Below are 23,983 nucleotides of genomic sequence, written 5' to 3' on the forward strand. Positions count from 1 at the left end.
TCGCGTGAGCGTTCGGGTGCTACGACTTCGCCGTGCCAGGCTCCGCCATCTTTCGATGCTGCTTGGCCAGCACCTCATTGGGCGTGACGTTCGCGATCGTGGTCTGGAGCTTGTTCTTCATGCCGGTGACGACGTCGGACTCGCCGCTCATCATTGCGTCGAACCCGGCCTTCGCGACCTCATGCGCATCGTCCTTTTTCTCGGTGCCGACCTTGGTGTCCATCATGTCGGCGCGGCGGAAGAACTCGGTTTCGGTCGCTCCAGGCATCAGGCAGGTGACGGTGACTGCGCTGCCTCGAAGCTCCTCACGCAACGCGAAAGAGAACGAATCCAGGAACGCCTTGCTGGCGTTGTAGACGGCCTGGAAACTGCCGGGCGTAAAACCGGCGATCGAACCCGTGATCAGAATACGTCCGGAATTGCGCCGGAGCATTTCGTTGCCCACGCGATGGATCAGATAGAGCGTTCCGGTGATGTTGGTGTCCACCAGACGCCTGATACGCTGGAAATCCTGGTCGAGAAAGGCCTTGCCGAGACCTATGCCGGCATTGGCCAGCAGCGCGTCGATCGGTCGGCTACCCACTGCGGCGCACAGCTTGTCGACCCCCTCGGTCGTCGCCAAATCCGCCTGCACGGCTTGCACGCTGCCGCCGAGGGTGCGGAGCTCCGCCGCAGCGCCTTCGATAGCGGTTTCGTCCGCCGCAATGATGAGATCGAAGCCAGATCCGGTGGCACATTTCGCAAGTTCCAAACCTATGCCGGTAGATGCTCCGGTGACCACGGCGAGTTGTCTGTCTGGCATGACCGTATCCTCGATTGGATTGATCTCGTCCAAATCGCTCTGCCACGCTGTCGTTCCTATTGATGCGCACGCTGTTTCCGATGCGGCGATTTCGCCGTCAGCAATAGCAACCATCGTTCTTCGTTCGACTTAGATGGCTCGTAGGACCTCGGAGGACAGACATGAAGGCGTTGGTTTGGCACGGCAAGGAAGACATACGGTGCGACACGGTCACCGACCCCGAGATCCAGGAGCCCCGCGATGCCATCATCAAGGTCACGAGCTGTGCGATCTGCGGCTCCGACCTCCATCTTTTTCACAATTTCATCCCGGGGATGCTGCCCGGCGATATCATGGGCCATGAGACCATGGGCGAAGTGGTCGAAGTCGGTGCCGGTGTCGACGGCAAGCTCAGAAAGGGCGACCGCATCGTTGTCCCCTTCACGATCATTTGCGGGGAATGCGACCAGTGCAAACGGGGCAATTTCTCGGTCTGCGAAACCACCAACCGCAAACGCTACCTCGCGGACAAGGTGTTCGGGCACACGACTGGCGGCCTGTTCGGGTATACGCACCTGACCGGTGGATATCCCGGCGGACAGGCCGAGTATCTGCGCGTGCCCTATGCCGACGCCACGCACATCAAGGTTCCATCTGGCATCCCTGATGAACAGCTGCTGTTTCTCAGCGACATCTTCCCGACCGGCTGGCAAGCTGCCGTGCAATGCGACATCGAGCCGACCGACACGGTTGCGATCTGGGGCTGCGGGCCGGTGGGGCAGATGGCGATCCGGAGCGCCATTCTGCTTGGGGCCAACCAGGTGATCGCGATCGACTGTCTGCCCGAGCGCCTCAGCATGGCGGAAGCCGGCGGGGCCACCACGATCAACTTTGAATCCGAGAGCGTGGTCGAACGGCTCAACGAGCTGACTGACGGCAAGGGTCCGGAAAAATGCATAGATTGCGCCGGCATGGAGTCGCACGTGATGGCGTCGCAGCCGGATACCCTGCTCGACCGTGCCAAGCAGATGGTGATGCTGGAAAGCGACCGGCCTCACGTGCTTCGGGAGATGATCTACGTCTGCCGTCCCGGCGGAATCATCTCGGTGCCCGGCGTTTACAGTGGTTTCTCCGACAAGTTGCCGATGGGCGCGTTCATGAACAAGGGCCTGACGATGCGAACGAGTCAGACCCACGTCAACCGCTGGACCGATGACCTGCTGCGCCGCATCGAAGAAGGAGAGATCGATCCGTCCTTCGTCATCACTCACACCGTCCCGCTCAGCGACGGACCTGAGATGTACCAGGTGTTTCGCGACAAGCGCGACTCCTGCATCAAGGTCGTCCTCAAGCCCTGAAGGAGCCGTCAAAGATGTTTCATTTCTCCAATATCGTACGCACCAAGGGCGACCCGAAAATCGTCGAGGGTGGACCGAGCCTGAAGCGGCCGGAAGACCAGCTCGCACGCGCGCTCGGCTGGTTCAGCATCGGCCTTGGCGTGTTCGAATTCCTTGCGCCGCGGCGCGTTACCGAGACGCTCGGCATGGAAGGGAGCGAGACCCTGGTCAGAGCGTTCGGCCTCCGGGAGATCATGGCGGGTATCATGTCGCTGTCGGTGGACAAGAATGCCGGTCTATGGGCCCGTGTGGGCGGTGACGGCTTGGATGCAGCTGCGCTCGTGTCAGGCTTGACAGCAGACAATCCCAAGAAGGGCAACGTCGCCTTGGCCCTTTTGATGGTCGGTGGCATTGCCGTCCTCGACTATCGAGCCGCCAAGGATACCAAACCCCGCCGGCCAGCGCGCGATGCAAGGCGAAAGCTCTATCCGAACCGCAGCGGCTATCCCCGCGGTATCGGGGGGGCGCGCAGTGCCGCAAGGCAGATCGCGCACGCCATGAAATCAAACTCGTAAACTTTCCATGCATTTCCTGAACGCATGAGGCACGACAGATCATTACCAGGCGAGACCCGAGCAGCCACGATGGAAGTGCCATGGTGGCGGGCCGCGACAATCTACGAGATCGCGCCGATCTCGTTTCAGGATTCCAATGGTGACGGCAAGGGCGACCTGCCGGGGTTGCTGTCGCGTATCGACTATTTGAAGTGGCTCGGCGTCGGTGCCGTGTGGCTGACGCCGATCTACAAGAGCCCCTTCCGGGATCTCGGCTACGACATCTCGGATTATTGCTCAATCGACCCCGCCTTCGGCACAATGGATGATTTCGACCACCTCCTCGGGAGACTGCACGAGGAAGGCATTCGGCTCATTCTTGACCTCGTCCCCAATCACACCGCCAACGACTATGCGTGGTTTGTCGAGCAGCAGCTCCCTTGAAAATGCGAAAGCGCATTGGTACATCTGGGCCGATCCCGCCGAGAATGGCGGCCCGCCCAACAATTGGTTGAGCCGCTTTGGCGGCAGCGCGTGGGAATGGTGCGAGGCGCGGCGGCAATATTACTACCAATCCTTCCTGGTCGAGCAGCCGGACCTCAACTGGCGGAATCCGGAGGTGCGTACGGCGATCTCCGATGTGATGCGATTCTGGCTCGATCGCGGCGTCGACGGCTTTCATCGATGCCAGCGCAGTCCTGATCAAGGACGAATTTCTCCGCGACAACCCGCCGAACCCGGATGGCGAGAAGAAAGCACCGCCGCAACGCCAAACATCCGTTTTCACCGACGATCGTCCGGAGACGATGCAATGTATCGAGGACCTCCGAAAAGTAATCGACGAATACCCGGGGCGGCTGCTGTGCGGCGAAGTGCAAGGGAAGACCGACCACATCGGCCATTTCTACGGAACCGATCGGCCCCGCCTGCATTTGCCCTTGAACTTCGCGCTACTCGATTCGCCCTAGGATGCGCTGTCGCTGCAGGCGGCGAATCGACGCGTACCTCAACGCCCTGCCCCCGCAGGCTTGGCCGGTCTGGGTTGTCGGGGGGCACGACAAGCCGAGGGTCGCAAGCAAGATCGGCGAAGCGCAGATGCGCATCCTGGCGATGCTGCTGATGACGCTGCGGGGGACGCCATTCTTCTATATGGGGGACGAGATCGGCCGCGAACGTGTAGCGATCCCACCGGACCGGGTGCGCGATCCCTTCGAGAAGCTGGTGCCCGGCTATGAACTGTGCCGGGATCCCGAACGCGCGCCGATGCGCTGGGACGACGGCACGAACGGCGGCTTCAGCGCCGGAGAGCCATGGCTGCCGCCCGGTCCGAGTGGCTCCAAGAATGTTACCGGGCAGCAACGCGACGATCGTTCAATTCTTTCGTTGTTTCGAGAGCTGATCGCTCTGCGCCGCGAGCAGCCGTGCTTGCGCGAAGGCGACCAGCAGCCGCTGCGTTCGCAGAACGATGTCCTGGCATTTAAGCGCGCGCGGGATCGAGATGAACTGCTGGTCTTGCTCAATAACGCGGCCGAGCCCCGGAAATGGTGCTGGCAGGGTCATGGCCGCCTATTGATGTCCACCCATCTCGATCGCCCGAAGCTGCCGCTATCCGGCGCCTCTCTCCTCCTCCGTGGCAGTGAAGGGGTGATCATTGCAGTCGAGCGGCGCTGAGAAGCGCAGGAACCATCGGCTTCGCAGAGAGTCTCACCAGAACCTCCGGCGTCCCGACCCCGCTGCCGGAGGTCAATTGGACGAAACCGCGACCCCGACCCTCGCCCCCCTTCCAGACGCCGGGATCAGCGGCGCGAACTTCGAGGTTGGCGATGGGCAAGACGAAAGATCTCACGCAAAGGATCGCCGGCAAGGCAAAGCAAGCCGTCGGTGAAATCGTCGGAGACCAGGATCTCCACGATGAAGGCAGGGAGCAGGCTGAGCGCGGCCACGATCACCTCGATAAGCCGAGCCAGATCAATCCCCTGAAGACGCTCAAGCAATTGACGTGACCGCCGTCGCGCCTCCAGAACCTTCATCGCCGGCCATTGGCGCCAGCACCGCGCCGCTTACGGCGTCGCGGAGACGTTCGCGCTGGGTCGCCGCCGCGGCTCTCGGTCTGATCAGCAGCACTTTCTCGACAATCGTCAGCCAGCTCTTTGCCGCGCGGCTCGGCCGTGATGCGGCCGTCGACTGGATGACCGTCGCCGCCATTCCGGCGCGCGACTTGGCACTCAGTGCGGAGCCGTCACGGACTGCGATCCTCACCGGCATCGCATTTCATCAATGGGCTGATTTCTCCTGGGCGCTGGTCTTCTTCGGCGCGCTCGGCCGCTGGACCGCCGACTTGCGGCCGCTGACCATTCTGGGACTGGCGCTGCCTTGGGCCGTATTTTCCTCAGCCATGGAATGGTTCGTGCTGGTGCCGCTGTTTCCGTTCTGGCAGCCGCTGTTCACGCTGCAGCAACCCTATTGGATCGGCCTCCTCGTTCACAGTTCGTCCGCCGTGATGTACCCGTTGTTCGCCCGGTTGCGATGGACATGGGGCCATACGCCTGCGCAAGACGAGCGTTTCACCAATGCCTGGGTCACGTTCGCCACGGTAGTGATCGTCATGCTTGGGACGACCGCCTGGTTCGGCAGTCATGGCTACGAGCTGCCCTGGATGGGCCGCGACAAGGATGCAGAGCAGAGCTACATCCGGCATATGACCACGCATCACGCTCAAGGCATCGAACTGGCGCGGGTTGCTGCGGAGCGCGCGCAAGACCCGCATCTGCGGAAGCTCGCGATGCTCATGGTCGCGAGTCAGGCGGGCGAGAACCGGATTTTCGAGAACTGGTGGTTGAGCTGGTTCGAAACCGAGATGCCGGACTGCAGCACCGCTGAACGTGCGGCCATGCCCGGCTTGCTGACACAGGCCGAGGTGCGCGACCTCAAATCAGCTCCGCCCGGAAATTTCGATTCAGTCTTCGTGGAACTGATGAGCAGGCATCACAGGGGTGCGGTGAAGATGGCCGATCAGATGTGGCAGAGCCGCAGCGATCCCCGCTTACGCGTCATGGCTCATGCCATTCGCCACGAGCAGCAGGGAGAGATTGCGCTGATGCAGCATCTGCGCGGTCCGGAAGCGGTCGCCGCGGCTTTCCACAACATGCTGGCAGACAACGTCAATTGAACTGGCTGTCATCGCCGATCATAGGTGACGGGTGTCCGCCGAAGCACTGATCCCACTTCCGGTCGCCCAGGAACCTTCGTGTTGACATGGCGTTTCCCGACCGGAGAGAGAGCGATGACTAAAGCGGAGATTACAGGACCGTTCTTGAAACGGTTGAGGGTCAGCACCGAGATCGACGAGGAGGATGAGCGTGCGATCAACAGCCTCCCGATAGTCAGCAAGCGGATGGCCAACGGTGAGCCGATCGCATCCCTCGGGGATCGCCCTACCGCCTGCTGCCTAGTGATCGACGGATTCGTTCTGCGGTCGAAGATTGTCGGCAACGGGCAGCGCCAAGTCTTGTCATTTCACCAGCCCGGTGACGTTCCCGATCTGCAGAGTCTGTTCCTTCACGTCATGGATCACGACGTCACCGCACTCGGCAACTGCTTGCTCGGATTCATTCCTCACGACCCGCTGCGAGAGCTCCTAAAGCGTCGACCCAGCGTTGCCCAAGCCCTCTGGCGCGACACCCTCACGGATGCCGCGATCTTCCGCGAGTGGATCTGCAATATCGGGCAGCGGGATGCCGCCAGCCGGGTTGCGCATCTCGTGCTCGAATTGTACGCAAGGCTAAAGGCGATCGGACGTACCGACGGCCTCTCCTTCAGTTTTCCCGCAACTCAAGCGCTGGTCGCCGACGCCACTGGCATAAGCGTGGTGCATATGAATCGTGTGGTTCAGGAATTGCGCAGCCAAGGCCTGCTGGATTTCGACAGGGGCCGCATCTCCATACGGGACGAAGCCAGATTAAGGAAAACAGCCGACTTCGACGGACTCTACCTTCATCTGAACCCCTCGCTCTGAGCCATGCGGTATTATTTCGACATCCAAGACGACTTTGTTGCCGTGTCAGACAGCGAGGGGACCGAATATGGCAGCCTCGAAGTTGCAACAAGAGAAGCTATCGCTGCTGTGACGTCGATCGCCCGGGACGTGTTCACGTCCAAGGGGGCGCAGGTGACGTTGACCGTGAGGAGCGAAGACAGGCCCTTGTTTGAAATGACCGTCAGGCTGGATCGCAAGGAGTTGGACTAGCGCTGCGAGGCGGTTCGGAACGACGGCCATCCGGGACAACACGATGGCCTCTTCGCAGGCCGGGACAGAAGCGATCTATTCGGACTCGACTCTCAGCTGCCGCTCGATATCGGCCGCGGTGTCCGCACAACGAAGGCGCCTGAGCATCGCGTCCTTTTCTTTTCCATCCGGAGCGACGTCGGCCTCCTTACGAACCTTCTCTGAAAATTCCGCGATGCGCTCTTGAAGCGAAGTGGTTTGCTTGAAGCGTCGTCTTTGCATTGGTCTGATATCCACGCATAGTTGTTCCAACGGCTGCGAGCCTAGAGAGATCAGAAGAGGTGCTCATTCACAAAGGTTAACGCCCGCGGCGCGTATTCCGAGCCACTTACTACAGATCCTTGGTGCCAAGAATTGTCGGTGCACCGTCGGGGCGAGAAGCCTAGCGAGGGCGCGCGGGCAGGACCTTGTGGATATGCGTGGCGGCGATGGCGGCATGGCCGGTGCCGACAGTAATCTGGTGAAGGTCCGAGACCACGTCGCCGGCCGCGAAGACGCCGGCAACGGTTGTGCATTGATGCGCGTCGACCTCGAGGCAGCCGGTCTGGCCGGTCGCAGCTCCGAGATTTACCACGAGATCCGATCTGACCTCGCACCCCAAGGCTGGATAAAGCACGTCGAAGCTTTGCTCACCTTCATCCGTCGTGGCAAGGATCATCTGGTCATGGAACTTGAGTTCGCTGATCCCCGTCGCGACCAAACCGGCTTCGACCATATCTTTCGGATCATCTGGTCCTGAACTGCGCTGCCATAGCAGCGTCACGTCCTTGGAGTAGTTACGCAAGAACTTCGCCTTGCTGATTGCGGCTTCGCTTCTCCCCAGGACCGCGATGCGTCGACCGGTCGCCTCGAAGGCATCGCAAACGGGGCAGTAGCGCACGAGCCCCCTGCTGACGGCCTCGTCGAGACCATCCATATGCGGTGCGACGTCCACGATGCCAGTCGCCAGCAATATGGTGCGGGCTCTGACCTCGCCGTTGCGACTGGTCGCAACGAAACCCTCGCTGGTCTTATCTAGGCTGGTGATCCAGGCTCCCACGATGGGCACCTGGTAGAACTCGACTTGTCGGCCCAGCCTGTCAAGCAGTACGACACCGGAAATTCCCGTGGGGAAACCTGGATAGTTATGGCTTTTCGGGATCAGTGCGGCGCGGCTGTGGCCGGCGTCGTACACGGCGACCGATCTCCGATACCGTGCGAGATAAATGGCGGCCGTAAGACCTGCGGGGCCCCCACCGATTACAAGACAATCAAACATGGTCACTCACGATCCTCGTGGGGATAAGCGTGACAGCTCATCAGGGGTCCATAGCCAGGAAACATCGGCGATTTATATATCGCTGCCTGCCCTCCCGAAGGAATGAGCCCGGTTCTCGAAGCGGAATATTCGGGCGCTCGTCGACCGCCGTTGTCGCGAGCAGGCCGAAGCTACCGCTCAACAGAGACTGGTCTGATCTCGCAGAACCGGATGGCCGCAGAGGCCGGCAAGAGAGCGGACCTTGATCTGCAGATCAGTCTCCTGACCGAACACGAGCTGACCAACGTCGCCGACGTCCTCAACGGAGTCGCGCGCCACCTGCAAATTGAATCCGGATCACAGGCAGATCTCGACGAGTCGTCCCGCAGCATCGCTCCAGAGCGTGTACTGGACAAGATCGAGGAAACCAACCTGCGGTAAGGCGGGCCGATGGTCTTGTCATGACGCCTGCGTCACCTCCACATGGTCGGGGCGTCCGCCAGCGCCCATTGGACGACCGACTTCAGAGCTTCAGCGGAGGTCTGGCCCTTACTTGCGCTTTCGAGAAGTTTCGATTCCACATGAGCCCCTGCACCGGGAACGGTGGCAGAAATCAAACACGCACTAGCCTGTTGAGGCAGGAAAGAATGAGCCCCGCGCCAAAAAGTGGCGCGGGGCTCGTTGCGTTGGAAAACGTCAGGCGGGCCGGCGCTGATGTTCGACATACTCCCTGGTGACCTTCTCGACGTTGGAGTCGATCCAGGCCGCCATGCGCTGCTCCTCCTTGAGGGAAATCTCGAGGTCCGCCTTGGCTTCCGGTGCACCAGCGGAGTCGCACAGCGCGATGAGAGATTTGTAGGCCGCGATCTCGAAGTTCTCGAAGGCGTTGTTGGCGAAAGTATTCTTGAGGATCTCATCACCCGCGGCGGCATGTGCCATCGCCTGCATGTTGGCCATCACGGACTGTGTGGTATCTTTGAGAGACGAAGTGCTCTCGCCACATGCGTCAAGGCAACGTTCGAGCCGCTTGAGCTGTTCGTTGGTCTCGTGCAGATGGGCCGTCAGCTTTGCCTTGACTTCCGGGTATTCATCGAGACGCTCGGACTGGCGCTCCATCAGTTCGCGCGCTTGAATTTCCATCGCGTGCGCGTTGCGCAAACCCACGACGAAGGTATCTCTGGCTGCATTTGTCATCCTGGCTGATCCTTGTTGGTTGTTGGCCGCTCCGCCAACTTGTCGATCCGGCCATCGTTCCAAACGGGATCAGCGTGCAACGTCGCACTCGCAGCGCGCGTGCCTGCTACTTCGGATGCCCCTGATCCACATCATCGGGAGTCTTCTTTTCCCGCTGCGGCGTCATTCTGGTCGGTGACTCCTTGCCGGGAATTCCGCGCGGCCCAAGCTCCCCGCGTTGGATGTCGTCTTCCGAGAATGAGGGCTCGCGTCCGTTGATGGGTTTTTCAGTCATAGGGGGCTCCTATTCCATTCGTGCCTTTTGCTTGAGATCGCTGATACGGATCTCGGCCTCCTGCTTGGACTGAACCAGCTCGGACCAGTCCTCCACCCGCGCCTCTTTGCTCAACCGCTTGAGCTCGTCGAGTTGTTCCTGAGTCGGTTTCTCCATGCCGGATCCTCCTGCCGCGGTACTTGGCCGCTCGGATAGAATCGCCTCGACGCGGTGTCGTTCCACGTCGCGCGTGATCGTCTGCCGCGCCTGCTCGGCGGCTTGTTACCTCAACGCATAGATCGTCACGAGCAGGCCGCCGACGAGAACCAAGGTCCACCACATGCCGAATTGATAGGTGCAGACTGCCCCTGTGACAATCACGCACGTTAATTTCCGCATGTGCTCATCGATGCCCAAGCCGCGCTAACCTCGGTTAAGTCGCCATCAAGCAGTTTCGGTCTTCAGGAACATGGTGGAAAGTTTCAGCACCAGGACCGAGATCATGAATGATCCCGCTTTGCACCCCAGCCAGCCCGCCGCTTCGCTCTTGCGGCCCGGTGCCGGCGCGCCCGAGAACAGCAGCGATCCCTATTTCATGCAGATCCGGGACGACCTCGCCGACAAGGGCTTCTTTACCGCAACGGCGGATGAGCTGATCACCTGGGCCCGCACCGGCTTGCCGATGTGGATGACCTTCGGGCTCGCGTGTTGCGCGGTCGAGATGATGCAGATGTCGATGCCGCGCTATGATGCCGAGCGCTTTGGCTTCGCGCCGCGAGCGTCGCCGCGCCAGTCCGATGTCGTCATCGTCGCAGGCACCCTGACCAACAAGATGGCGCCCGCCTTCCGCAAAATCTACGACCAGATGCCCGAGCCCCGCTACGTCATATCGATGGGTTCGTGCGCAAATGGCGGCGGGTACTATCACTATTCGTATTCGGTCGTCCGCGGCTGTGATCGCATCGTCCCGGTCGACATCTACGTTCCCGGCTGCCCTCCGACGGCGGAGGCTTTGCTCTATGGCGTCATGCTGCTGCAGCAGAAGATCAGGCGGACGGGAACGATCGAGCGATAGACGCTGGTCCATGAGGAAGGAAGAAAATGACGCAGATACCCCTCTCACCCGAGGCCGGCGCGAAGCACCCGCGAGCCGACCGTGATCGCAACGACAACACGCGCGAGATCGTGTCCGATGTCGCATACAGGCAACTCGCGATCGTCAACGTCGTCTTCGTCGGGGACGAGAATGCCGGCGACGGCAACTGTGTTCTGGTCGATGCTGGCATTCTAGGCTCGGCCCCGGCGATCCGGAGCGCCGCCCGGGCGAGGTTTGGCGCGTACGGCAGACCGGCATGCGTTATCATGACGCACGCCCATTTCGATCATGTCGGTGCGCTTGAGACACTGGCGAACGAATGGGATGTGCCGGTCTATGCCCATTCGGCCGAGCATCCCTATCTCGACGGCACGCAGTCCTATCCGCCAGCCGATCCGAGCGTGGGCGGCGGGCTCCTTGCCCGGCTCTCGCCACTGTTCCCGACCAAGCCGGTCAACGTCGCCTCGAGGCTATACGACCTTCCGGCGGATCACAGCGTGCCGTTCCTGATCGAGTGGAAGTGGATACACACGCCCGGGCATACACCCGGTCACGTGTCACTCTGGCGCGAACGCGACCGGCTCCTGATCGCGGGAGACGTATTCATCACCACGCGTCAGGAATCGGTTTACGCGGCGGTGACGCAGGCTCCGGAAATGCACGGACCTCCGATGTACTTCACGCCCGATTGGGCGAGCGCCGAGACCTCGGTGCGCGCACTTGCCGCACTCTCACCGGAAGTGGTCGTGACCGGGCACGGCGCTGCCCTGCAAGGCCCGGACATGCGGGCGGCGCTCACGTCTCTTGCCGAGAACTTCAAGAGCGTCGCTGTCCCTTCCACGCACAGGCGTTGAAAACAGCACCGATGACGTTGCGACCGGCAGATCACTTCATGCGAGGCATTTTCATAGGAACGGTTGCAGCCGGACTCGATTGGACGAACACACTCAACCACTAAAGGAGCAATGACATGCGTAAGACAATCTTCACGATCACGGTAGCGGCTCTGTTGGCCGGCACGTCAGTGGGCGCCGCATTCGCGCAAGGCGCGGGCGGCGGTGCCGGTGGTGGTGCTGGCGGTGGGGCCGGTGGCGCTGGTGGTGGCGCCGGTGCCGGAGGCAGCGGAGCTGGAGCCGGCGGCAGCGGAGCTGGTGCAGGAGCGGGCGGCGCTGGCGGCGGCGGTATTACACACGTCGAACGTGGCGGCCAGGGTGCCTCCAGTCCTCCCGGCATGCGCAACGAGACAACTCCGCCTTCCAATGGAGCCGCGCCTCGGCGCTGACGGTTTGCCGATCGCGCGAGATTGAAGGGCCGTCGCTTCGACCAGCGCGTGGCAAGAGCGGCCTCGGCGGACTCGTCTCCCCGCCGGGGCCATCTGTTTTTTATTCACGTCTTCCGAGAAGCGCGCCAATCTCGAACGCCTCTAAATGATTGCGGCGAAAGATTAGGAACGCAGCTTCCGGGTGCTCATTGCGGATTTGCAAAAAAAAGGAGATGCGCATGTACTATTTCGACAAGCGACTGCAATATCCCGTAAAGGTCGAGAAACCGGATCCGATCGTCGCTCGCCAGCTGCAGCAAGCGATCGGCGGCGTGGAAGGAGAGATCCGGGTCTGCCTGCAATACTTCTTTCAGGCTTGGGGCGCTCGCGGACCGGCGAAATATCGCGACGTCCTTCTCAACACGGCGACGGAAGAAATCAGCCATATCGAGATGTTGGCCACCGCTGTTGCACTGAACCTGGAGGATGCGCCCGTAACGACGCAGGAGACCACGATGCAAGCCAATCCCGTGGTCGGCGCGGTGATGAACGGCGGCGAGCGGTCGAAGGCATGCTGCATCGGCACATTCTTTCGACCGGCTTGTCCGCATTTCCTGCCAATTGCGACGGCGTGCCGTTCGACTGTTCGCACATCTATGCGAGCGGTAATCTGGCGGCCGACATGTACTGCAACGTCGCGGCCGAATCCACGGGCCGTACGCTTGCGGTGCGGCTCTACAACTCCACCAGCGACCCGGGCATGCAGGACATGCTGAGCTATCTCATTGCCCGCGACACCATGCACCAGCAGCAATGGCTCGCGGTGATCGAGGAGATGGGTGCCGATGCAGCGCTCCCGATTCCGAACAGCTTCGATCGGAGCAAGGAAGCGACGGAGTTTAGCTACATGTTCAGGGGTACCGAACGCGACGCAGCCTCAATCCAGCCGGGCCGCTATTGCGAGGGACCCTCGATCGACGGTCAGGGCGAATTCAGCTTCCGCGCCGGATTTGAACCACTGGGCCAAGAGCCTGTCCTCGGACCCGCCCGGCCCGACAGCGGCGCGCAGGTCGAACAGATGAAAGAGCCGCCAGTGACGAATGCTCTGACGTGAGGTCTACGAGAGCAAGTCTTTCCCGCTGATCCACCGGCAACTTAGCCGATGATCCTGCTCCCGCGACCGGCCGCCTCCACGCGGCCGCCGACGGTTCCTACTTCTTCCACCCATGCCATCGGTCGGTACCCTGGCAAGATCTGCCTGAGCCGCTCAAGCGACCTCTGATCGAGGTCTGCAGGAATGGGCTTGCGGGGCAATCTCACTGCGCGCATCGATCAATCCCTTGAATTCACGAGACAAACCGGCGGGGTGGGGCCGCCGGCGAAAAAAGCGGCTCCCGCTTCGGTTGAACCGTTCGATGTCGGTTGAACATCGCGGAACCCGAAAAAGGGGTATCGCGTTTTAGCGCCTAGAGGGCTTCGGCAATGCTACACCGCCTTACACTCCAAACCCGCTCCTACGGAGAGCTTCGACAGCTTGCCTCCGAGCGGCGGACCCTGGCCAGTTCCAAGGACGGACATCTCAGAGGACTGCTTTTGAACGAAGCAGCGCTGCTGGACTTCTACGCCACGCTGCGGGCCTGGATGGATCGCACCGCAACAATGCCGCCCGAGACCGCGGCGGCGGCACTGGCACCCAAATTGTCAGCATTCGATTTAACTCCCCTGTTGGCCGCTTTGAGGCGTCGAATGGGATTGCCGGTCGCGGAGCAGCAAGCGCTGCTCTCGATTTCGCAGCTGCGAAATCTCGCAAAGGGCGAAATCATAGTCGAAGAAGGCGAAACTTCCGTACCCCTGCTCTTGCTGTGCAGTGGCGTCGCGCGTGCCACCCGCACCCTGGAAGACGGCGGTCAGCAGATCGTGTCCATATGTCTGCCCGGCGATCCGCTTAATCCGGGAGACTTCGTTCTGGATCGGGCCGGAATTTCGATCAGCACATTTTCGCAGGCTGTGGTCTTGTCCATTCCAGCCGCCGAATTGCGCCCGCTCCTGGAACTGCATCCAGCCATCGTACGCGGGTTATGGCGCGCGACAGCATGGCGGGCGTCGGTTCAAAGGGAGTGGTTGATCTGGCTGGGCCGCAAGCCGGCGGAAGCGCGTCTTGCTCACCTCCTGTGTGAGATCGCCTGTCGCTCAGGCAGCAACCACAGGGAATCCGACGATTTCGAATTTCCTCTCACCCAGCGCGAGCTTGGCGATATCCTTGGATTGTCGACCGTTCACGTCAACAGGGTCTTGCAGCAACTCCGTAGCAGCAAGCTGGTTGATCTCAGCCGAGGCCGCCTTATCATCCGTGACCGGGCAGGCCTTTATCAGGCTGCGGAATTCGACCCCGCTTACCTCGCAGTGCCTGACGGGACTTGCGGCTAGCGGGCAGACCTGGTCAGACGTTCCAGATTTGCGCGGATGGCGCTGGACGTCGTTCGCATTTTTCTCAATTCCTCGCCTATTTCAGCCTTGAGATGTCTGCCGCGGACCAGTTGCTGGTTACAGGACTCAATGAGCTGGCTGCAGCTCTGCTGATTGCAAAGATCCTGCGCCGAAGGCAGCCGTGGCGGCTTCGGACGCAAAACGTCCGAAAACGGCACCTGCATCAGGGAGTTTCGTTCGGCATCCAGGATTTCCACCGAATCGAGGTTGGGATCGCAGCGCACGCGGAGCTTCTCAAAGGACATTTCCAGAGCGGAACGGCACGCGTCGAGATAGGCCTCCTCCAGCGAGGGGAATTCCGTCCCGATATTGTCCGACTCAATGGTTCTCCCCGAGGTGAAATCGAAAAAGAAACGCGGCATCAGGACGTCCTTCAGCGAGGCATCGATTCGCCATAACGCGGTGGTCTGAGTGTTGTGCCTAAACCTGAAATATATTTTCTTGAAACCTCGATTGTAAGAACCGCTACAGGAGCCGTAAATGCCGGTCGAAAGGGCCGCGTCCGATACCGTTCTTGACACTCCTCTGATTGGTGCGAGGGTAGCACGGATTGTCAGCGCTGCGGAGGTCGAATGCCCAACAATCACATTTTGGCGGTGTCCTTTGCAGGCGAATTTGGTTCGGGCCGGCTCGGGAGGTTCGAAGTCAGAGCCGCATCTCGTCTGCTCACGGAAGCGACGTCACGATCACGGCTTGCGCCCGAGTTCGTTCCTGCGAGGCAAGGAATATCACGCGCCGGAACGAACGGTACGGCGGCGACGTCATGGGGCCCACAGCCATGACTGCACCGGATGCCTTTCCGATCATCTGTGTCGGCGCGTCTGCAGGTGGAATCGAAGCGTTGGAGGGGTTCTTTCGTGGCCTGCCTCCCGAGCCGGGTCTCGCGCTGGTCATCGTGACCCATCTCAGTCCGGAGCGAGAAAGCTTTCTGCATGAAATCGTCACCCGTTACACGACGCTGCCGGTGCACGTGGCTGCAGATGCGATCCATGTCCAGAATAACCATGTCTACGTCATGCCGGCCAAGGCCATTCTGGGTATCAAAGACCGCCGGCTGACGCTCCGAAAGAGCGGCAGCTACCGTCAGCATAAGCCGATCGATATTTTCATGAGTATGCTGGCCGTGGATATCGGCGAGCTCGCGGGTGGCGTCGTCCTCTCCGGCGGTGACGGGGACGGCACGCTCGGCGTCAAGGCGATCAAGGAGCGCGGCGGGATCACGTTCGCGCAGGTCGGCGACGGCTTCGGCCCACAACATCCGGAAATGCCGGAGGCCGCAATCTCCTCGGGCCTGATCGACTTCGCGATACCGGCGGAGGATATGGGGCCCAAATTGGTCGAGTTCGTCCATGGCAACGACTTGCTCGAGCAGATCATCGACACGCCAGAAGACTCCGAGCAGCCGACGCTCGGAGAATTCCTGCCGGAGATCTATGCGATTTTGCGGAACCAGATCGGGCACGACTTCAGCGGCTACAAGACCAAGACCTTCGTTCGTCGCATCCAGCGCCGCATGCAGGTTACGCAGCTCGCGACCATCGAGGCGTATGTCGAGCGGCTGCGGCAGGAACCCGCAGAAGTGAGCTCTCTTTTCCGGGATCTGCTCATCAACGTCACGAACTTCTTCCGCGACGAGGCTGCCTTCGAGGCGCTCGCAACTTCGGTCATACCCAAAATATTCGAAGGACTGGGCGCCGACGACACGGTCCGGATTTGGGTTCCGGGCTGCGCGACCGGAGAGGAAGTCTTCTCGATCGCAATTCTAGCGCGCGAGCATATGGACACGTTGACGGCCGTACCGAGGGTGCAGATCTTTGCGACGGACATTGACGAACGGGCGCTCTCGGTGGCACGAGCCGCCCGCTACCCGGGCCCGCTGCTCGACACCGTGTCGCCCGAACGCCGCAAGCGGTTCTTCGTGTCGGACGGCGTCAGCTATGTCGTCTCCAAGGATGTTCGCGACCTCTGCATCTTCTCTCCCCACAGCGTCATTCGTGACCCGCCGTTTTCGCGCATCGACCTGGTGTCGTGCCGCAACCTGCTGATCTATTTCGGCGCGGACGTACAAAATCAGGTGATCCCGACATTCCATTATGCACTGCGCCCGAACGGCTATCTTTTCCTCGGCTCGGCAGAGAATGCCAGCCAGTTCGCAGATCTGTTCGCGCCGATCGAAAAGCGGCACCGGATTTTCCGCCGCCGCTCCGATTCCAACGCGCCGAAACGGCTTCCCCTTGCCCTTCATGGCGCCCGGCCGGGGCCGGCCACGAACCTCATTCCACGGCGGCACCCGCTCGTTGGCCTTGCGTTGCGCCAGGCCGTCGAGGAACACGTCGTCGAGCAGTTTGCTCCGCCACACGTCGTCGTCAATCGCGATGGCGATGTGGTCTACTACTCGAGCCGGACCGGAAAATACCTGGAAGCACCTGCCGGAGCCCCGACGCGGCAGCTTCTGACGATGGCACGGAAGGGCCTCCGACTCGATCTGCGAACGCTGTTCCGGGAAGCGATCGAGACCGGGCGAATAGCCACGCGCAATGGCGTATCACTCGACACCGAGGACGGCGAGATTCAGCTCGTCAATTTGACGATCGGGCCACTGGACGATGTTGGCAGCGGCGAGCCGCTATTGTTGGTGCTTTTCGCCGACCAGGGCCCCGTGCTCAGCCGCGAAGAGGCTCTCAACCGGGCCCAGATCGGTCATGGCGACTCGGCTGCGCACCTGGAGCGCGAGCTGCGTGAGACCCGGGATCGCCTGCAATCCATGATCGAGGAATACGAGACCGCGCTGGAGGAGTTGAAGTCCTCCAATGAGGAGCTCGTCTCCGTCAACGAAGAGATGCAGTCGACAAACGAGGAGCTGGAGGCTTCCAAGGAAGAGCTGCAGTCGGTCAACGAGGAGCTTCATACGGTCAATGCCGAGCTTCACGGCAAGGTCGACGCGCTGGACCGGGCCAACAGCGACCTGCAAAACCTGTTCGAAAGCACGGACGTCGCGACCATCTTCCTGGACAGGAAGCTCGTCATTAGAAGTTTTACCCCTGCGGTCACCAAGGTGTTCAATATCCTTCCGACCGACAAGGGACGGCCGATCACGGATCTTTCGAGCCGGTTGAACCTCACCGGCTTTCCGGAAGATATCGCCAAGGTCTTCGCGGGCGCGGACCCAATTGAGAGAAGGGTCGGCGGCGAAGGACAAGGTCCGCACTATCTGGTGCGGCTGGCGCCTTACCGCGACGGCGATCGGACAATCCAAGGCGTCGTCGTGACCTTCATCGACGTCACGAGCCTGACTCATTCGGAGGCAAGGCAGCGCGTTCTCATTGCCGAACTACAGCACCGGACTCGCAATCTGCTTTCGATTGTCCAGGCGCTTGCTCAACAAACGCTCGGGAACGGCGGTTCCCTGCAGGAATTCTCGACCCGGCTAGCGGCCCTCGGCCGCGTCCAGAGCCTCGTCACCAAGGCGAGCGACGACCAGCTCGATCTCGGCGACATTATCCGCTCGGAACTGCAAGCGGTTGGGGCCGCCGACAACAAGGTGTCGGTTTCCGGGCCGGCGGTTCCGTTGGGGTTCGAACTCGTCCAGATGATCGGACTTGCTCTGCACGAGCTGACAACGAACGCAGTCAAGCATGGCGCTCTCAAGGACGGCCAAGGCCGGCTCGATGTCTCCTGGCGTGTTCAGCGCAACGGCCGGAGCGCCCCAAATCTGCTGCTGACCTGGAAGGAGAGCGGAGTTCCCAAATTGTCCAAGACAGCGCAGAAGGGATTTGGACGGAACCTGATCGAAAGGGCGCTTGCACACACCTCGGGCGCGAAAACCGAGTTTCGGTTCGGCGAAGATGGAATTTCATGCCAGATCGAAATGCCGCTGCCGAGGGCAATCGATGTCGCCGCGAACCAGGAAGCAGGCGAGTGACACAAGGAGCCTTAACGCTTCTGGAACCGGTTCTAAACGACGCTCAAGTTATGTGATCATCATCCAAACGATCGCGGCGAGCATCACCAGAAAGCCGGCGACGGCAGTGCCGATGAATATGCGTTCCACGCTGTCCATGCCATCTTCCCCGTTCCAAACTGAAAGAGCTTTGACAGCTTGGGCCGAGGAAACATCAATATATGTGAATCGGCGTTTCATTTTGGATCAGCCAAACGACGTATACGTCGTATGCCGTTCAGGCTGCCCCCGGCTGCCACACCTGATGTGCCGAACCGACCAACTATCCAGCAAAGCGCTCGATCCGTTGCGCGATGCGCCTGCGGCGGAGCATATCAAACGTTAATGCATCTTTCGTCGGCGTCCGCCAAATGGGAACGGACAACGTCTCATGGACGCGCACGATGCAAGCAGGGTTCGCCTTCTCCAAGCTCGCAGACCGGTTAGCGAGTCTGACCGATCTGACCGTCCAGGATCTTGAACTGCTGGCGGACATGCCGAGTGTTATCGCCAGCATCGAAGCTCACCAGCCGGTTGTGCGGCGCCATGACAAGACAGACCGCTGCTGCGTTGTGCTTCAAGGTTACCTCTCCAGGTACATCGCCGAAGGCCAGCATGGACAAATTACGTCCATACATGTTCCCGGCGATGTTCCAGATCTGCACACGCTTTATCAACCGCACGCCGAAGGCAATCTCATTGCGCTCGGATCTGCCGTCGTTGCCTTGGTGCCTCACGACTTCTTCCACAAGCTAACCGCGAAGTCTGCGGCAATGTCTCGCGCGCTGCTTCTCATGCAACTCACGGACCTCGCCATCCAGCGAGATTGGACGTTGAACCTCGGCAGCCGCGATGCACTCGTGCGAGTCGCCCATCTGGTCTGCGAAATCACCGCGCGTCTCCAGGCGGTCGGGCTTGCGAGGGACCTCAACCTCGCATCGCCGTTCACGCAATCCGACCTCGCTGCGGCTTGCGCTATTTCCCCCGTGCACGCAAATCGCACCATTCAGGAATTGCGTCGGCGCGGCCTTCTGCGATGGCACGGAAAACTCATCACGATCGCGGACTGGGCGGGCTTGGTCCGTCTCGCGGGCTTCGACCCGGCTTATCTGCGGAGCCGGCCTCTCGCCCACAGAGCGCGGCCGTCGCAGTGCCAGCCGGTATCGACAGGCGCGGCGGTCGCGTGACGGATCACCCGGCTCGCCGCCACAGCTCGGCGCGGTCGAGTAGCATCTGCCGCACCTCTTCAATGACGTCGTCCCAAACGCCTGCAGTCCTCTGGTGGAAAAGGCGCAGGGTCGGGTACCAGAACGTACGAGAGCCGGATGCCGGCCAGCGCCAATCGCAGTCGGCGTGCAGCATTACCCAGGCTTCGCATCCCAGCGCTCCCGCGAGATGCGCAACCATGGTGTCAACGCAGATCACGAGGTCTAGCTGTCGGATCAGATGACCGAGTGCCGCGATGTCAGGCGTGCTGATGTCGCGCGCGACTGTCTCGGGAAGTCGCTCAGTGCCGCCCCCTCGCTGAAGCGAATACAAAGTTCTGCCCTCACCGGCAAGGCGCGTCAACAGGGCCGGCGGAACTTCACGTCGCTTGTCCCAAGCCCCCACCTCCCAGACCAACCCGACAGTCAGACCGCCACGTTTGAGCTGCGGCGAGGACACGCTGCCTGCCGGCAGCGTCAGATAGGGCGCCCGCATTTCGACCGTTGCACGCCCAGCCCTGATCGCATGCGGTATCTCCATGATCTCAATATCGGTATCGAACTCGGCGCAAGGCGCCTCTTCATGAAGCGGAATGGCGAGACTGACACCCTCGACCCGTTCGACAACGGGCAATAACTCGGCCTGGCAACAGACCGTCACGCTACGCGCTATCATCCTGAGTGCAGGCATGAAGCGGAGAAACTGGATGGTGTCGCCGAGGCCGTGATAGCAACGGACCAGCACGCGTTTGTTCGCCAACTCCTCGCCGCGCCATATCCGCTGCAGATGGCGCGGACCAGCGTGCTTGGGCGCGCGAGCAAGCGCTGCCAGATCGCGATCGGTCACGGCCCAGGCGCGCGCGAAATCCCCCGCACGCATCGCCTGCGTCCAGCTGTTCATGACGCCCACTTCGGGACCATTCCCCTAAGCCCTGACGAATTTGTGGAAACGACTTAGCTCGCCATCCTTGGTCCGGTCCTGGTGAAGGAATGCGATGCCGGCATCGTCGAACTTCTCGAAGAACTCGTCCCAGCCGATCCGGTCGAGACCTTCATCCGGGGGATCGAAGTCGATCCGCAGGATGCCGGCATGCCCATTCTCTTCGGTCGCCTTTACGGTTGCCGGCTTGCCACCGCGTTCTTCCGCCCATTTCCGGATGACGTCGTGGTCGGTGGTGTGATGCGCTTCGCTGCCGTGCGTCATTGAATGACTTGTGTTCATCCGATACCCTCCTCGTTTCCATCGGAACCCGACAGAGAGTCGAGTTCGTCCGCTTTCGCTGAACGTCGGGCGGCAGGATTTGTTCTTGTCGACGATAGTTCAGTGCCGAAGGGCTTTGCCACATTCGACATCTTCTTCTTGTTCTTCAACCAGGTAGAAGATCGTTCCTGGAAGGTGCGCGCGGATTCTAATCCAGGTTAAGCTTATTCATTGTTGTCGCGCTCAAGGCGGGCATCCTGATGCATCAGCATGGCCAACACAGGAACGAACATACCTTCCGCACGTTCGCCGATCTACTTACGTTTGGCCGCGCTGCTTTTCCGGAGGGCATCAGTTCATGCATTCACGTCTTCAAGACAGGCAACGTGTACGCGTCGGCATCGTCGGCGTCGGCAACTGTGCGAGCTCCCTGGTCCAGGGGCTCTCCTACTACCGGAATGCAACGTCGAACGAGCCGGTACCCGGATTGATGAATGTGGATGTCGGCGGCTATCACATCAGCGACATTCAGATCGCATCGGCATTCGATGTGAACGCCCATAAGGTCGGACGCGATGTTTCCGAGGCGATCTGGGCGAAGCCGAACAACACCCATCGCTTTGCCGATGTTGCCTCAACCGGCGTGATTGTGCGGCGCGGACCAGTCATGGACGGCGTCGGCCGCTATCTCCAGGACGACATTCCAGTTTCGGATGCGCCCGAAGCGGACGTTGCGGAGGTGCTCGCCATGTCGCGCACCGACGTCTTGGTGTCCTATCTTCCGGTCGGCTCGCAGCGCGCCAGCGAATGGTATGCCGCCCGGGCGATCGAGGCTGGCTGCGGCTATGTCAATTGCATCCCCGTTTTCATCGCCTCCAACCCGGATTGGCGATCCCGATTCGAGCAAGCCGGTCTGCCCATCATCGGCGACGACATCAAGAGTCAGGTCGGCGCCACCATCCTTCATCGCGTGCTCGCCAATCTTTTCCGGGACCGCGGCGTCCGCCTCGACCGCACCTATCAACTCAACGTCGGCGGCAATACCGATTTCAAGAACATGCTAGAGCGGGAACGGCTGACATCCAAGAAGATATCGAAGACCCAGGCCGTCACCAGCCAATTCGACGTTCCCATGGATGCCGATAACATCCATGTCGGGCCGAGCGACCACGTCCCCTGGCTCACGGACCGGAAGCTCGCCTACATCCGGCTGGAGGGCACGACTTTCGGCGGCGTTCCCCTCAGCGCCGAGGTGAAACTCGAAGTCTGGGATTCGCCGAACTCGGCGGGGGTCGTCATCGACGCCGTGCGTTGCGCCAAGCTCGCCATGGACCGCGGCATGGCGGGCGCACTGACCGGCCCTTCGAGCTACTTCATGAAGTCGCCGCCGCAGCAGTTCACCGATGAAGAAGCCGGGCGCCGCACCCGGGCCTTCATCGACAACAAGGCCTACGCGTGATGGCGAGAATCATACATCTCGTGCGTCACGGTCATCACGCCCTGCTCGGCGGCACCCTGTGCGGTCGGATGAGAGGCGTCGCGCTCGACGCGCTTGGTTGTGAGCAGATCGCGCATTGCGCGGATGCGATCAATCCACGTCCCGACCTGGTCCAATCGAGCCCCCAGCGCCGCTGCCTGCAATCCGCGTGCATTTTGGCCGCGCATCACTCTCTCGCGGTCGAGATCGTGCCTGCTCTCGATGAACTGGACTACGGCGACTGGACCGGACGACGGTTTGACGAGCTCGCCCAGGATCCACGATGGTCGGTCTGGAATACGCAACGCGGCACGAGCCGGCCGCCCGGCGGCGAGAGCATGCGAACCCTCCAGCGACGCGTCGTCGGCCATCTCGAGCAACTGCGGAGCGACTCCAGTTGCGAGACGGTGGTCGTCGTCAGTCATGCGGAGCCGATCCGTGCAGCGCTATTGCATTACCAGGGAATTGAGCTCGACCACTTTCTCTCGGTCGAGATCGAACCCGGGAGCGTCAGCACGCTCACTGTCGATCGCAACAAATTCAAGATCACCGGAATGAATCAGCGGGCAAGAGCGTGAAGATCGTCATATTCGGGCTGACCATCTCCTCCTCCTGGGGCAACGGTCACGCTACCCTGTGGCGGGGCCTCTGCAAGCACCTGGTGCGACTGGGGCACACCATCGTCTTTTTCGAGCGCGACCTGCCGTACTATGCCGGGGCTCGGGATGTCCGCGAACTGCCGGGCGGTGAGTTGAAGCTGTTCTCGGATTGGGAGTCCGTCCGCCCGGTCGCAAAGCAAGATCTGCGCGACGCGGACGTCGCGATCGTCACGTCCTATTGTCCTGACGCAATCGCGGCAACCGACCTGATCCTCCTGGAGGGACGCGCCCTTCCGGTGTTCTACGACCTCGACACGCCCGTGACGCTGTCGAAGATCGTCGCGGGAGAGACAGCGGCGTACATCGGCCCGCGCGGCCTTGCGGATTTCGACCTGGTCCTGAGCTTCACAGGTGGTCCGCAAATCTCGGATGAATTCCGCTCCAGGCTCGGCGTGCGTCACATCGAGCCGCTTTATGGTCATGTCGATACCGACGTACACCGGCCGGTCCCACCGCAGCTGCATTACCGTGCCGATCTGTCATATCTCGGAACCTATTCCGACGATCGTCAGCGGACGCTCGAAGCGTTGTTTGTGGCACCCGCACGTGTCAGGCACGACCTGCGCTTTCTAATCGGCGGCGCCCAGTATCCGGACGATTTCCCATGGTCCCCGAACATTTATTTCGTCCGGCATCTCCCGCCGTCCGAACATGCCGCTTTCTTCGCTTCGGCCCGCCTGACACTTAATGTTACGCGCCGGGCGATGGCGGAAATGGGGTGGTGCCCATCCGGCCGCCTGTTCGAGGCCGCTGCCTGCGGTGTTCCTCTCCTCAGCGACAGTTGGGTCGGCATCGAAACGTTCTTCTCCCCCGGCGAAGAGATCCTGCTTGCGACGGATCAAGATGACACCCTTGCCGCGCTTGCGCTGCCGGATGCCGAGCTGCAGCGCATCGCGCGACGTGGGCGCGAACGAACCATGGACCAGCACACGTCGGACAAGCGCGCCAACGAGCTCGTCGCGCTGCTTGAACGCGCAGCGTCCGGTATGCGCCACCGGCAAACCGAGGAGGCCTAG

General features: G+C 61.1%; 24 protein-coding genes and 3 pseudogenes. 17 read left to right on the forward strand and 10 right to left on the reverse strand.

Annotation, left to right across the window (positions count from 1 at the left end; genetic code table 11):
- Positions 1–19: 19 nt before the first annotated feature.
- Positions 20–802: an SDR family NAD(P)-dependent oxidoreductase gene (locus AC0L3X_RS26660; protein WP_354098538.1), complete on the reverse strand. Its 783-nt coding sequence runs from the start codon at positions 800–802 to the stop codon at positions 20–22.
- A gap of 161 nt (positions 803–963) precedes the next feature.
- Between AC0L3X_RS26660 and AC0L3X_RS26665 the strand changes: the two genes are divergently transcribed.
- The 7 genes and pseudogenes from AC0L3X_RS26665 (at position 964) to AC0L3X_RS26695 (ending at position 6,918) form a co-directional block, all read left to right on the forward strand.
- Positions 964–2,139, forward strand: coding sequence for a zinc-dependent alcohol dehydrogenase (locus AC0L3X_RS26665; RefSeq protein WP_354098509.1), 1,176 nt, complete (start codon positions 964–966; stop codon positions 2,137–2,139).
- A gap of 14 nt (positions 2,140–2,153) precedes the next feature.
- Complete coding sequence (locus AC0L3X_RS26670; RefSeq protein WP_354100368.1) at positions 2,154–2,693, forward strand: hypothetical protein; 540 nt, start codon at positions 2,154–2,156, stop codon at positions 2,691–2,693.
- 69 nt (positions 2,694–2,762) lie between these two features.
- Positions 2,763–4,343, forward strand: a pseudogene (locus AC0L3X_RS26675) (alpha-amylase family glycosyl hydrolase).
- A gap of 152 nt (positions 4,344–4,495) precedes the next feature.
- A complete protein-coding gene (locus AC0L3X_RS26680; protein ID WP_085400086.1) occupies positions 4,496–4,675 on the forward strand; it encodes a CsbD family protein in 180 nt (59 codons plus the stop codon).
- Positions 4,672–5,841, forward strand: a complete 1,170-nt coding sequence (locus AC0L3X_RS26685; RefSeq protein WP_473316986.1) for a DUF305 domain-containing protein — start codon at positions 4,672–4,674, stop codon at positions 5,839–5,841. Before AC0L3X_RS26680 ends, AC0L3X_RS26685 begins: the two co-directional genes overlap by 4 nt.
- A 114-nt stretch (positions 5,842–5,955) precedes the next feature.
- Complete coding sequence (locus AC0L3X_RS26690) at positions 5,956–6,687, forward strand: Crp/Fnr family transcriptional regulator (protein ID WP_085400087.1); 732 nt, start codon at positions 5,956–5,958, stop codon at positions 6,685–6,687.
- Positions 6,688–6,690: 3 nt separating this feature from the next.
- On the forward strand, positions 6,691–6,918 hold the full coding sequence (locus AC0L3X_RS26695; RefSeq protein ID WP_085400089.1) for a DUF6894 family protein: 228 nt from the start codon (positions 6,691–6,693) through the stop codon (positions 6,916–6,918).
- A gap of 421 nt (positions 6,919–7,339) precedes the next feature.
- Here the strand turns inward: AC0L3X_RS26695 and AC0L3X_RS26700 are convergent, their stop codons facing one another.
- The gene (locus AC0L3X_RS26700; protein ID WP_354098540.1) at positions 7,340–8,215 is read right to left on the reverse strand and encodes an NAD(P)/FAD-dependent oxidoreductase; all 876 of its coding nucleotides are present in this window, start codon (positions 8,213–8,215) and stop codon (positions 7,340–7,342) included.
- Between the two features lie 192 nt (positions 8,216–8,407).
- Between AC0L3X_RS26700 and AC0L3X_RS26705 the strand changes: the two are divergent.
- Positions 8,408–8,635, forward strand: a pseudogene (locus tag AC0L3X_RS26705) (DUF1003 domain-containing protein); the annotation flags it as partial.
- 255 nt (positions 8,636–8,890) lie between these two features.
- Here AC0L3X_RS26705 and AC0L3X_RS26710 read toward each other — a convergent pair.
- The 3 genes from AC0L3X_RS26710 to AC0L3X_RS26720 all read right to left on the reverse strand — a co-directional run bounded on the left by AC0L3X_RS26710 (position 8,891) and on the right by AC0L3X_RS26720 (position 9,818).
- Entirely contained in the window at positions 8,891–9,388 is a 498-nt protein-coding gene (locus tag AC0L3X_RS26710; protein WP_473316999.1) for a ferritin-like domain-containing protein, read from the reverse strand.
- Between the two features lie 106 nt (positions 9,389–9,494).
- Positions 9,495–9,662, reverse strand: a complete 168-nt coding sequence (locus tag AC0L3X_RS26715) for a hypothetical protein (protein WP_201266152.1) — start codon at positions 9,660–9,662, stop codon at positions 9,495–9,497.
- 9 nt (positions 9,663–9,671) lie between these two features.
- A complete protein-coding gene (locus tag AC0L3X_RS26720) occupies positions 9,672–9,818 on the reverse strand; it encodes a hypothetical protein (protein WP_161495789.1) in 147 nt (48 codons plus the stop codon).
- Between the two features lie 325 nt (positions 9,819–10,143).
- Between AC0L3X_RS26720 and AC0L3X_RS26725 the strand changes: the two genes are divergently transcribed.
- Together AC0L3X_RS26725 and AC0L3X_RS26730 are read left to right on the forward strand one after the other, a co-directional pair.
- Complete coding sequence (locus tag AC0L3X_RS26725; RefSeq protein ID WP_456679782.1) at positions 10,144–10,716, forward strand: NuoB/complex I 20 kDa subunit family protein; 573 nt, start codon at positions 10,144–10,146, stop codon at positions 10,714–10,716.
- Between the two features lie 26 nt (positions 10,717–10,742).
- Complete coding sequence (locus AC0L3X_RS26730) at positions 10,743–11,591, forward strand: MBL fold metallo-hydrolase (RefSeq protein WP_085400097.1); 849 nt, start codon at positions 10,743–10,745, stop codon at positions 11,589–11,591.
- 167 nt (positions 11,592–11,758) lie between these two features.
- Here AC0L3X_RS26730 and AC0L3X_RS26735 read toward each other — a convergent pair whose 3' ends face one another.
- Complete coding sequence (locus AC0L3X_RS26735; protein WP_473316988.1) at positions 11,759–11,929, reverse strand: hypothetical protein; 171 nt, start codon at positions 11,927–11,929, stop codon at positions 11,759–11,761.
- Positions 11,930–12,237: 308 nt separating this feature from the next.
- Between AC0L3X_RS26735 and AC0L3X_RS26740 the strand changes: the two are divergent.
- Together AC0L3X_RS26740 and AC0L3X_RS26745 are read left to right on the forward strand one after the other, a co-directional pair.
- A pseudogene (locus tag AC0L3X_RS26740) lies at positions 12,238–13,112 on the forward strand (manganese catalase family protein).
- A 479-nt stretch (positions 13,113–13,591) separates the two neighbouring features.
- The gene (locus AC0L3X_RS26745) at positions 13,592–14,425 is read left to right on the forward strand and encodes a Crp/Fnr family transcriptional regulator (protein ID WP_161495791.1); all 834 of its coding nucleotides are present in this window, start codon (positions 13,592–13,594) and stop codon (positions 14,423–14,425) included.
- Here AC0L3X_RS26745 and AC0L3X_RS26750 read toward each other — a convergent pair.
- On the reverse strand, positions 14,422–14,847 hold the full coding sequence (locus AC0L3X_RS26750) for a DUF6894 family protein (protein WP_354098514.1): 426 nt from the start codon (positions 14,845–14,847) through the stop codon (positions 14,422–14,424). The genes AC0L3X_RS26745 and AC0L3X_RS26750 overlap by 4 nt on opposite strands.
- 188 nt (positions 14,848–15,035) lie before the next feature.
- Between AC0L3X_RS26750 and AC0L3X_RS26755 the strand changes: the two genes are divergently transcribed.
- Positions 15,036–18,407 carry a CheR family methyltransferase gene (locus AC0L3X_RS26755; protein WP_354098515.1) on the forward strand — a complete coding sequence of 1,124 codons (3,372 nt, stop codon included), beginning with the start codon at positions 15,036–15,038 and terminating at the stop codon, positions 18,405–18,407.
- 48 nt (positions 18,408–18,455) lie between these two features.
- Here AC0L3X_RS26755 and AC0L3X_RS26760 read toward each other — a convergent pair whose 3' ends face one another.
- Positions 18,456–18,626: a hypothetical protein gene (locus AC0L3X_RS26760; RefSeq protein ID WP_354100372.1), complete on the reverse strand. Its 171-nt coding sequence runs from the start codon at positions 18,624–18,626 to the stop codon at positions 18,456–18,458.
- A gap of 203 nt (positions 18,627–18,829) precedes the next feature.
- Here AC0L3X_RS26760 and AC0L3X_RS26765 point away from each other — a divergent pair, with 203 nt between their 5' ends.
- Entirely contained in the window at positions 18,830–19,612 is a 783-nt protein-coding gene (locus tag AC0L3X_RS26765; protein WP_085400162.1) for a Crp/Fnr family transcriptional regulator, read from the forward strand.
- A 4-nt stretch (positions 19,613–19,616) separates the two neighbouring features.
- Here the strand turns inward: AC0L3X_RS26765 and AC0L3X_RS26770 are convergent, their stop codons facing one another.
- Both AC0L3X_RS26770 and AC0L3X_RS26775 read right to left on the reverse strand, forming a co-directional pair.
- On the reverse strand, positions 19,617–20,531 hold the full coding sequence (locus AC0L3X_RS26770) for a glycosyltransferase family protein (protein ID WP_085400104.1): 915 nt from the start codon (positions 20,529–20,531) through the stop codon (positions 19,617–19,619).
- A 24-nt stretch (positions 20,532–20,555) separates the two neighbouring features.
- Complete coding sequence (locus AC0L3X_RS26775) at positions 20,556–20,852, reverse strand: hypothetical protein (protein WP_245344024.1); 297 nt, start codon at positions 20,850–20,852, stop codon at positions 20,556–20,558.
- A 337-nt stretch (positions 20,853–21,189) separates the two neighbouring features.
- On the opposite strand from AC0L3X_RS26775, the gene AC0L3X_RS26780 reads away from it, so the two are divergent.
- From AC0L3X_RS26780 to AC0L3X_RS26790, 3 genes are all read left to right on the forward strand, one after another.
- A complete protein-coding gene (locus tag AC0L3X_RS26780; protein ID WP_085400107.1) occupies positions 21,190–22,290 on the forward strand; it encodes an inositol-3-phosphate synthase in 1,101 nt (366 codons plus the stop codon).
- Positions 22,291–22,358: 68 nt separating this feature from the next.
- Positions 22,359–22,886, forward strand: a complete 528-nt coding sequence (locus AC0L3X_RS26785) for a histidine phosphatase family protein (protein WP_473317001.1) — start codon at positions 22,359–22,361, stop codon at positions 22,884–22,886.
- On the forward strand, positions 22,883–23,983 hold the full coding sequence (locus tag AC0L3X_RS26790; protein ID WP_473316990.1) for a CgeB family protein: 1,101 nt from the start codon (positions 22,883–22,885) through the stop codon (positions 23,981–23,983). Before AC0L3X_RS26785 ends, AC0L3X_RS26790 begins: the two co-directional genes overlap by 4 nt.

The sequence above is a fragment of the Bradyrhizobium sp. MI1.7 genome (assembly GCF_055811795.1).

Excerpts from the sequence above, each read along its gene's own strand:
- AC0L3X_RS26660 (WP_354098538.1), bottom strand. The coding sequence starts at position 802 with ATGCCAGACAGACAACTCGCCGTGGTCACCGGAGCATCTACCGGCATA.
- AC0L3X_RS26665 (WP_354098509.1), top strand. The coding sequence starts at position 964 with ATGAAGGCGTTGGTTTGGCACGGCAAGGAAGACATACGGTGCGACACG.
- AC0L3X_RS26670 (WP_354100368.1), top strand. The coding sequence starts at position 2,154 with ATGTTTCATTTCTCCAATATCGTACGCACCAAGGGCGACCCGAAAATC.
- AC0L3X_RS26680 (WP_085400086.1), top strand. The coding sequence starts at position 4,496 with ATGGGCAAGACGAAAGATCTCACGCAAAGGATCGCCGGCAAGGCAAAG.
- AC0L3X_RS26690 (WP_085400087.1), top strand. The coding sequence starts at position 5,956 with ATGACTAAAGCGGAGATTACAGGACCGTTCTTGAAACGGTTGAGGGTC.
- AC0L3X_RS26695 (WP_085400089.1), top strand. The coding sequence starts at position 6,691 with ATGCGGTATTATTTCGACATCCAAGACGACTTTGTTGCCGTGTCAGAC.
- AC0L3X_RS26700 (WP_354098540.1), bottom strand. The coding sequence starts at position 8,215 with ATGTTTGATTGTCTTGTAATCGGTGGGGGCCCCGCAGGTCTTACGGCC.
- AC0L3X_RS26710 (WP_473316999.1), bottom strand. The coding sequence starts at position 9,388 with ATGACAAATGCAGCCAGAGATACCTTCGTCGTGGGTTTGCGCAACGCG.
- AC0L3X_RS26715 (WP_201266152.1), bottom strand. The coding sequence starts at position 9,662 with ATGACTGAAAAACCCATCAACGGACGCGAGCCCTCATTCTCGGAAGAC.
- AC0L3X_RS26720 (WP_161495789.1), bottom strand. The coding sequence starts at position 9,818 with ATGGAGAAACCGACTCAGGAACAACTCGACGAGCTCAAGCGGTTGAGC.
- AC0L3X_RS26725 (WP_456679782.1), top strand. The coding sequence starts at position 10,144 with ATGAATGATCCCGCTTTGCACCCCAGCCAGCCCGCCGCTTCGCTCTTG.
- AC0L3X_RS26730 (WP_085400097.1), top strand. The coding sequence starts at position 10,743 with ATGACGCAGATACCCCTCTCACCCGAGGCCGGCGCGAAGCACCCGCGA.
- AC0L3X_RS26750 (WP_354098514.1), bottom strand. The coding sequence starts at position 14,847 with ATGCCGCGTTTCTTTTTCGATTTCACCTCGGGGAGAACCATTGAGTCG.
- AC0L3X_RS26760 (WP_354100372.1), bottom strand. The coding sequence starts at position 18,626 with ATGAAACGCCGATTCACATATATTGATGTTTCCTCGGCCCAAGCTGTC.
- AC0L3X_RS26765 (WP_085400162.1), top strand. The coding sequence starts at position 18,830 with ATGCAAGCAGGGTTCGCCTTCTCCAAGCTCGCAGACCGGTTAGCGAGT.
- AC0L3X_RS26770 (WP_085400104.1), bottom strand. The coding sequence starts at position 20,531 with ATGAACAGCTGGACGCAGGCGATGCGTGCGGGGGATTTCGCGCGCGCC.
- AC0L3X_RS26775 (WP_245344024.1), bottom strand. The coding sequence starts at position 20,852 with ATGAACACAAGTCATTCAATGACGCACGGCAGCGAAGCGCATCACACC.
- AC0L3X_RS26780 (WP_085400107.1), top strand. The coding sequence starts at position 21,190 with ATGCATTCACGTCTTCAAGACAGGCAACGTGTACGCGTCGGCATCGTC.
- AC0L3X_RS26785 (WP_473317001.1), top strand. The coding sequence starts at position 22,359 with ATGAGAGGCGTCGCGCTCGACGCGCTTGGTTGTGAGCAGATCGCGCAT.